The organism is bacterium (assembly GCA_027622355.1).
Lineage (GTDB): Bacteria > UBA8248 > UBA8248 > UBA8248 > UBA8248 > JAQBZT01.
Genome location: JAQBZT010000123.1, coordinates 1 through 8182, shown reverse-complemented (window position 1 = coordinate 8182; position 8182 = coordinate 1). Strand labels below are relative to the sequence as shown.

Annotated in this window: 9 protein-coding genes; 4 read left to right on the top strand and 5 right to left on the bottom strand. The window is 64.2% G+C overall.

The annotated features are described in order from the left end of the window. The 5 genes from O2807_08510 to O2807_08490 form a co-directional block, all read right to left on the bottom strand. A partial coding sequence (locus tag O2807_08510; GenBank protein MDA1000540.1) for a 4-(cytidine 5'-diphospho)-2-C-methyl-D-erythritol kinase occupies window positions 1-273 on the bottom strand: 273 nt, incomplete at its 3' end. Between the two features lie 11 nt (window positions 274-284). Then, window positions 285-1112: a hypothetical protein gene (locus O2807_08505; protein ID MDA1000539.1), complete on the bottom strand. Its 828-nt coding sequence runs from the start codon at window positions 1110-1112 to the stop codon at window positions 285-287. Next, window positions 1112-2821, bottom strand: a complete 1710-nt coding sequence (locus O2807_08500) for a tetratricopeptide repeat protein (protein ID MDA1000538.1) — start codon at window positions 2819-2821, stop codon at window positions 1112-1114. The genes O2807_08505 and O2807_08500 overlap by 1 nt, the downstream gene beginning before the upstream one ends. Continuing rightward, window positions 2821-3333 carry a DUF721 domain-containing protein gene (locus tag O2807_08495; protein ID MDA1000537.1) on the bottom strand — a complete coding sequence of 171 codons (513 nt, stop codon included), beginning with the start codon at window positions 3331-3333 and terminating at the stop codon, window positions 2821-2823. The genes O2807_08500 and O2807_08495 overlap by 1 nt, the downstream gene beginning before the upstream one ends. Continuing rightward, window positions 3330-3992 carry a lysophospholipid acyltransferase family protein gene (locus O2807_08490; protein MDA1000536.1) on the bottom strand — a complete coding sequence of 221 codons (663 nt, stop codon included), beginning with the start codon at window positions 3990-3992 and terminating at the stop codon, window positions 3330-3332. Before O2807_08490 ends, O2807_08495 begins: the two co-directional genes overlap by 4 nt. A 264-nt stretch (window positions 3993-4256) precedes the next feature. Between O2807_08490 and O2807_08485 the strand changes: the two genes are divergently transcribed. From O2807_08485 to O2807_08470, 4 genes are all read left to right on the top strand, one after another. Further along, on the top strand, window positions 4257-5636 hold the full coding sequence (locus tag O2807_08485) for a phosphomannomutase/phosphoglucomutase (GenBank protein ID MDA1000535.1): 1380 nt from the start codon (window positions 4257-4259) through the stop codon (window positions 5634-5636). Then, on the top strand, window positions 5629-6219 hold the full coding sequence (locus tag O2807_08480; GenBank protein MDA1000534.1) for a DedA family protein: 591 nt from the start codon (window positions 5629-5631) through the stop codon (window positions 6217-6219). Before O2807_08485 ends, O2807_08480 begins: the two co-directional genes overlap by 8 nt. Then, window positions 6216-7352 carry a mannose-1-phosphate guanylyltransferase gene (locus tag O2807_08475; GenBank protein ID MDA1000533.1) on the top strand — a complete coding sequence of 379 codons (1137 nt, stop codon included), beginning with the start codon at window positions 6216-6218 and terminating at the stop codon, window positions 7350-7352. The genes O2807_08480 and O2807_08475 overlap by 4 nt, the downstream gene beginning before the upstream one ends. 27 nt (window positions 7353-7379) lie before the next feature. Next, a partial coding sequence (locus tag O2807_08470) for an undecaprenyl-diphosphate phosphatase (GenBank protein ID MDA1000532.1) occupies window positions 7380-8182 on the top strand: 803 nt, incomplete at its 3' end.

Here is an 8182-nt window from a genome sequence, read left to right as displayed (position 1 = left end):
GAGGAGAGCGCTCGCGCCTGCCGCCCGCCGCAGGGCCGCCGCCGCCCGCCAGGCAAGATTCGCCCTTCCGTCGGGGACATCCCCCCGATCGGCGGCCACCCGCAGCGCCCTTCCGCCCGTCCGTATCCAGATTCGATCGCAGAGGGAGATCTGCTGCATCCACGTGTCGATCTCGTGATAGCCGTCCTGGCGCTTTCCGAGAACGCGGAGAAATAAATTGATCTTGGCCGGACTATCGAGCCAGTGGACCCGGCCTCCTCCGGCGGTTCGCATGAAAGACTCCCTTAGAGCGGAATAACCGGAGCGCCGGGCGGAATCGAAAGCTCAAAAAGATCAAGAGGAAGGCTTTCCCCCGTGGAGGGAATTTCCTCCAGCACCTTCACCCTCAGCATGCGCCCGCTGCTCACCTGCTCCACCGTCACAGAAACCGGCAGCCGCCCCCGCGGGGAGCGGCGAAACTCCCCATAAAGAATCTCGATGCGCGCCTCCCCCTCCCCCAAGCGCACCTTGACCAGATCGCGGGTCTTGCTGTCCAGCCAGAGTGTCTGCTGAACGCCTTCCGGCCGCGCGGGCGGCAGTTCCAGCCGGATCGCCTGGGCGCGCCAGTCCCAGGAGAGCCGCCCCCGCCGCGCGTCGCCCTCCTCCATCACCGGGAAGCGCCCCTGCAGGGCCCGCAACAGCAGCGCCGGCCCCAGAGGCACACCGATCCATTGCCGCATCGTCCGGGCACTCGCCGCCCCCTCGTAGAACCTCCCGCGGCGCACCGAAAAAATGCGGAGCACGCCCCGCCGGCTCGCCACCACATAGAGCGGTGAGCCGAAAGGGCTGAGCGGCTCGATGCGAAGCGAATCGGGAATCTGCCAGAGGAGCACCGCCTTTCCGGCAAACCCGCCATCCGTCTGCGTCGCCCCCTCCACGGGTTCGGCCGGAAGGAGCAGATCGACGGCGACGACCCCCCGGAAATGAGAAGGCCCTTTCCGGGAGGCGGCGTCCCTCAAGACTTCCGCATAGGTGGGCATGTCGGCGGGCGGGCGGAACGGCCAGAGGGCACAGCTCGACAGGGCGAAAACAGCGCAAAGGAGAAAAAAGAAGCGGAGAGCGGCGAGAACCACTACTTGCCCTTGCGGCCCGGCGCGCTGGCGCTCTTTTTGTGGCGGCGGATCTTTTCGCGCACCTCGTTATTCTTCGGGTCCGCTTTGTAGGACTGTTCCCAGAACTCGAGCGCCCGGGCGGTGTTCTTCAGGGCAAAATGAATGTCTCCCATATGATCCAGTATCACGGCATCCTTGGGATTTTTCACCAAGGCGTGCTGTACCTTCTTCAGCGCCTCCTGATAACGCCCCTGCCGGTAGTAGATCCAGCCGATGCTGTCCAGAAAAGCGGAGTTGGTGGGCTCGATCGCCAGCGCGCGATCCAGTAGCTTCTCCGCCTCGGAAATATTCTTGTTCAATTCGGAAAACATGTAGCCCAGCAGATTAAGGGCGTTGGTGTGCTTCGGCTGAAGACGCAACAGGTCTCGTATCTCCTTCTCCGTCTCGTCCCACTGCTTGAGCTCATAGTGGATCGTGGCCAGCCGAAACCGATACTCCACATCGCTGGATTTCAGTTTGACCGCCCGCTGAAAAAACGGAAGCGCGCGAGCGTACTCTTTCCGCTGCGCGAAAAGCACCCCCCGGAGAAACGGAAAGCGGGAATCGTTCGGAAGGACGGACTCGGCTTTCACGAGAGCCTCTTCCGCCTTCTTTTCTTCTTTTTTGATGATGAGCAACCGAACAAGCTGGGCGCGCCCCTCCGCGGAACCCGGAACCAGGCGGATCAGCTCGTGCAGCTCCTTCTCAGCCAGATCGTACTGCTTGAGCTCCTGGTAGATCGCCGCGACGTACCTGCGGACAATCTCATCCTTCGGCCGGCGGGCGAGGACGAAGCGAAACTCGCGAAGGGCACTCTCGTAGTCGCGCTGATCGAAGCGGAGAATGCCCAGCGTCCGGTGCACTTCCGGATTGTCGGGCGCCTCCTGCTTGAGCTTTTCATACTCCTGGAGCGCGCCCTTGATGTTGTTTTTCCGGATATAAATGCTGCCCAGCCGCGCACGCGCCAACTGGTTGTCCGGCGATACCGCAAGAGCCCTCTTGTAGGCCCGCTCCGCCGCGCCGAGATCGTTCAACTCCTCGTGCAGGCGCCCCAAAAGGAGAAAGCCGCGGACAAACCGCGGACGTTCCTGTGTCAGGGTGACGAGTTCCCGGCGGGCCTCCTGGAGCTTTCGCTGCAGAATCAGGCTGCGGGCCAGGTAGTACCGGCCCAGCACGTCATCGCCGTTTTCCGCCAGGAGGCGGCGGAAAATACGGACTGAATCGTCGCCGCGCCGAAGCTCGATATAGAGCGTCCCCAGCAGCAGCAGCGCCTCGCGATCGGCGGGCAAGTCCTTGAGAATTCTTTGATAGGCCTCAACAGCCATGGGGAGTTTTCCCTGCGAGCGGTAAATGCCGCCGAGCAGGAGATTGGCCCGCCGGTTTCCCGCCTCGATCAGTCCCCGGCGGACTTTCAGCGAAGCCAGGCGCGAGAGCAGCTCCGGCGAATAGGGATCCTTCTCCAAACCCTTTGCATATTCGCTCTCGGCCCGCTGGATCTGTCCCGCGATCTCATAGTGGTATCCCTGGATGAAATGGAAGTAGGACTCCGCCGTCCCTTCGGCCTTGACCCGGAGCGCGGGGGTGAGCTTGACGACAGGCGCATCCTCGGCGCAGCCCGCCGCAAGAATGCTCACCACCACGACCGACAAGACTTTCCAGAGATGTGAACCACTGCCCGGGGAAAAACGCATCACAAGTTCCTCTCGCCAGAGATTCTTTCCACCCGCTCGACCAGATTCGCCACCCTCGCCTTCAATTCCGCGTCCGCGATGTTTTCGAGCGCATCGTCAATGGCGCGTCGATCACCACCCGCGATCTTCGCCCAGGCGGGCGGCACGCTCCGCCCGGAGGGCACACCCAAAGTGTTTTCCTCTTCATCCCTCGACTGGCCCACACGGAACTTCAGCGCCTTCAACTTTTTCTTCCCCAGCCGCGCATTCAGCGTCTCGAGCAAAAGAACGGAGCGCATCTCCATCTCCTGCAACCAGGCCGAGTCCCCAACTTCCACCCAGAGGGTATCGCTCTTTACGAAAACAGGCCGGGCGCCGCGCGCGATCCCCTCGCCCACTGACTCGCGCCAGAGGAGGAACACCGGATGCCTTGAGAGGCGCCGGCCCCAGCGCTCCCCCCGGCGGATTTCACTCACCAGGTGGGAGAAGGCCCGCATCGTCCCGGAGCCCTTCCGTTTCGTCCTCGCCTTCACCGGTTCGCCTCCTTCGGTGCCGCTGGCGGCGCCTCCACCCCATTCTCCCCCAACTCGGCGATGGCCGCCATCACGCGATCCACAACGGCCTGGCTCGACTCCCGAACGTTCTCGATCGCGTACTCTTTGTCGAGCGAGAGGGACGCCCCGAAGCGGATCGTGATTTCTTTCCCCCATCTCGGGAAAATCCGCCCCACCGGAAACACTTGATCAGTGCCCGAGACATAAACCGGTATCACGATCGGCTTCGTGTCGCGGATGATCTTCCCCACCATCCGGTTTCCCCGCCGCAAGCGGCCGTCCCGGCTCCGCGTCCCCTCGGGGTAGAGGATAACCTTATCCCTGCGGATGCGTCCCTCCAGGTCCCGAATCGCGGAGAGCTCGGCCGCGCCGCGCTTGATGGGAAATGCGTGGATGTTGCGAAGGTACCAGCCCGCCAGGGGGATGCGGAATAGCTCCTCTTTCGCCAGCTTCCAGATAGTGTCCTCCGGATAGACGGAATAAATCGTCCAGGGAACGAGCACCGCATCGAGCGCGGATATGTGGTTGCTGAGAAAGATCGCCCCGCCGCCGGGAGGAATATGCTCGGTCCCGATGAACTTCGCCCGCACCATCCAGCGGAAAAAAAAACCCGCCAGATGAAACAGACTCCAGATCATGAATCGTTCTGTGCGCGAACCCGGCCCACCCATACGGCGTGAGATATCCTCTCTTGGCGGCTGGAGCGAACGGCGGCGCCTGCGGCCCGCAGGCAGAAAGAAAAGCGCAACGCGCCCCGAGTGTCCGGGGCGGGATGATTATACATCGCCTACCCGGTGGAATCACTGCCCCTCGGGAAGGATTCGTCTTGCCGCCCCTGCTCGCGGGTGCCATAATTCGCCCACTCTGAAGGCCCGTCCATCCTTCGGCAGGGAGCCAGGCGCTTGCCCTTCATCAACCCCAAGATTTTCCGGGAATACGACATCCGCGGCATCGTGGACCGGGACCTGACGCCAGAGGTCGTCCGCACGCTCGGCCAGGCCCTCGGCACCCATCTCGGCGGGGCGAGGGGGGCGCGCATCGCCCTCAGCCGGGACAACCGCCACAGCTCCCCCGCCTACTACGACGCCATGCGCGAGGGCCTCTCCGCGGCCGGCTGCCGCGTCGTGGGCATCGGCATGGGGCCCACACCCGCGCTCTCCTTCGCCATCCACCACCTGGGGACCGATGGCGGCGTCCAGATCACGGGAAGCCACAACCCCCCCGAGTTCAACGGATTCAAGATCAGCCGCGGCACCGAGGCCATCCACGGCGAGGAGATTCAGGAGATCCGCCGCCTCATCGAGGAGGCTCGCCTCCACCGGGCCAACTCGCCCGGCAGCTTCGAGGAGGTGGATGTCCATCCCGCCTACATCGAGCGCCTCGCCCGTGGCCGCACCCTCGCGCGGCCGATCAAGATCGTCGTGGACTCCGGAAACGGCACCGGCGGCATCATCGCGCCCGAGGCCCTTCGCCGCATCGGCGCCGAGGTGGTGGAACTCTACTGCACCCCCGATGCCGACTACCCACATCATCATCCCGACCCGACCGTGCCGGCCAACCTGAAGGACCTAATCACCGCCGTTCAGGAGAGCGGCGCCGGCCTCGGCGTGGCTTTCGATGGCGACGCCGACCGCATCGGGGCGGTGGACCCCACCGGGCGCATCGTCTGGGGGGATGAATTGATGATCCTTTTCGCCGGGCCCATTCTTACCCGAAAGCCCGGCGCGGCGATCGTGTTCGATGTGAAGTGCTCCTCCCGGCTCCAGATCGCCATTCAGGAAATGGGCGGAAGACCCATCATGTCGGCCACCGGGCACTCCCTCATCCGCGAGAGACTGGTCCGGGAAAAAGCCTCGCTCGCGGGCGAGCTCTCCGGCCATATTTTTTTCGAGGACGACTACTATGGCTTCGACGACGGCATCTACGCCGCCGTCCGCCTGCTGCACCTCCTCTCAGAGAGCGGCAAGACGCTCGCCGAACTGATGGCCGACCTGCCGCCCGCCATCGCCACCCCCGAGATCCGTATCGAATGTGCGGAGGAGGAGAAATTCGCCATCGTGGAGGCACTCTCCGCGCACTTCCGCGCCCTGTACGAGACGGTCGAGATTGACGGCGTGCGCATCACCTTTCCGAAGGGATGGGGGCTGGTTCGCGCCTCCAATACCCAGCCCGCCCTTACGCTCCGCTTCGAGGCGGAGGACGAACAGAGTTTGGGCGAATACAAGGAAGTCGTCTTCTCCCAGCTCCAGAAGTTTCCCTCGGTGAAACTGGCCGATGCGTAAGCTGCGGCAGCTCTACGACTGGGTCCTCAGTTGGGCCGACAGTCGGTACGCCACATCCGCCCTCGCCGGCCTCTCCTTCAGCGAATCGTTTTTCTTTCCGGTCGCCCCCGACCCGCTCCTGATGGCACTCTCGCTCGGCCGCCCCAAGCGCGCCTACTTCTACGCCGCCGTGTGCTCTGCCGCATCGGTGCTCGGCGGCGCGGCAGGCTACGCCATCGGCTTCGTCCTCTTCGATACGCTCGGAAGGCCCATCCTCGAAGTCTACGGCGCGATGGAAACCTATCACCTCGTCCAGAACTATTACCGCACCTACGACGCCTGGGCGGTCGGGGTAGCGGGCTTCACCCCGATTCCCTACAAAGTCTTCACCATTGCTGCCGGCGCGTTTCACATCAGTTTCCTCGTCTTCATCCTGGCCTCGATCGCGAGCCGATCGGCGCGTTTCTTCCTCGTGGCATGGCTGATCCAGCGTTTCGGCCATTCCATCCGCGCGTTCATTGACCGCTATTTCGGGATTCTGACAATCTTGTTTTTTGTCCTTCTCGTGGGCGGCTTTTTCATTCTCAAGTGGGTGCTTCCATGACGGCGGAAAAAAACAGCCCGCCCCTCTGGGCGGTCGTCATGGCGGGCGGAAGCGGAACGCGCTTCTGGCCGGTCAGCCGGCAGGACCGGCCCAAGCAGTTCCTTCCCCCCGGCGGCGGTGTGCCGGGCGGGAAAGCTTCAGCCGATGGCCTCACCCTGCTCGAGGAAACCCTCCGCCGCCTGAAGGGGCTCGTTCCGCCCGAGCAGACGCTCATCATCGGGAGCCAGGGGCACGGAAGCCTGATCCGCAAGATGCTGCCCGGCGTGCCGGCGCGGAACATCATCCTCGAGCCCGAGGGGCGAAACACCGCCCCCTGCATCGGCCTCGCCGCCCACCTCATATCCGCCCGCGCACCGGAAGCCGTCATGGCGGTGCTTCCCTCCGATCATCACATCCGGCGGCCCGTCCGCTTCCGTAAACTGCTCCGGCGCGCTGCCCGCATCGCCGCCGAAGAAGACGCCATCGTCACCCTCGGCATCCCGCCCACGGCCCCCGAAACGGGCTTCGGCTACATCGAGCGCGGGAGAGGGATCGCTCCGATGGACAAAACGGGGGCCTACGCCGTGAAGCGCTTCACCGAAAAGCCGCGGCTGGCGGCCGCGCGGCGCTACCTCGCCGCGGGAAAATATTACTGGAACGGCGGCTACTTCATCTGGCGCGCCGGGCGGGCCATCGCGGAACTCGATCGGCACCTCCCCAAGGCCAAAAACCATCTCCGGCAGGCGGCGGAGGCCCTCCGAAAAAGGGACCGCGCCGCCTTCCACCGGGCCTTCAAAAAATGCCCCTCCATCAGCATCGACTACGCCGTCATGGAAAAGGCGAAAAATATAATCGTCCTTCCCGCCGACATCGGCTGGAACGATCTGGGGAGCTGGACCGCGCTGCGGAACCTCCTCCCGAAGGACGCGGGAGGGAACCTCTGGCTTCTCCCGAAAGGAAGCGTTGCCGAGGCAGTGGACGCAAAGGGGCTGATCGTCCGCTCGGGCAAGCCGCTCGTCGCGGCACTCGGGGTGGAGAACCTGATCGTCATCGAGACCGGGGATGCGCTGCTGCTCTGCCACACGGACCGCGCCCAGGAGGTGGGCGATCTGGTCCGCCGGCTCGGGGGCAGGAAGTCCGGTAAGTTTGTATAGTCTTTTGGAACCGCCAAGGAGAGCGACATGAACTGGGATCAGGCACTGGGCCTGGGAATCCTCCAGGGCCTCACGGAGTTCTTGCCCGTCAGCAGCTCGGGACATCTCGTCCTGGGCCAGACGGCGCTCGGCCTGAAGGAATCCCAGCTCCTGTTCGACATCCTGCTCCACATGGGCACGCTCGTCGCGGTGCTGTTTATCTACGGATCGGACGTCTGGCGGATTCTCCGCGCCTGGGCGCTCTCCCTCATCGGAAAGGCAGAGGACGAAGAAGACCGGATCTCCGCGCGCAGCGGGTGGTTCCTGCTCCTCGGGTCGGTCCCCGCGGCCCTGGTGGGCGTTCTTTTCGAGAGTTTCATCGAGGCCGCTTTCGGCAACCCACGGCTCGTCGCCTACACCCTCGTCGTCACCGGATTGCTGCTCTGGTTCAGCACGCGCCGGAGCAGCGGCGAGCGCGAGGAGGAGGAGATGACCTGGAAGGATGCGATCCTGATCGGACTTCTTCAGGCGCTGGCGATTGTGCCGGGAATCTCCCGCTCAGGCGCGACCATCGCCATGGCGCTTCTTCTCGGAATCGAGCGGGAGCAGGCGGCGCGGTTCAGCTTTCTGCTCTCGGTGCCCGCCATCGCGGGCGCCTTTGTCCTCAAAACCGCCACCCTCCCCGCGGGGACGCCGGTCTACCTTCTGCCCTATGTCATCGGAACCGTCGCCGCGGCGGTGACGGGCCTCTTCGCGCTCAGGTGGCTCCTGCGCATCGTGCGGGAAGGACAGCTGAGGGGATTCGCCTACTACTGCTGGGCGCTCGCCATCGCGGCCTTTTACCTGACCTG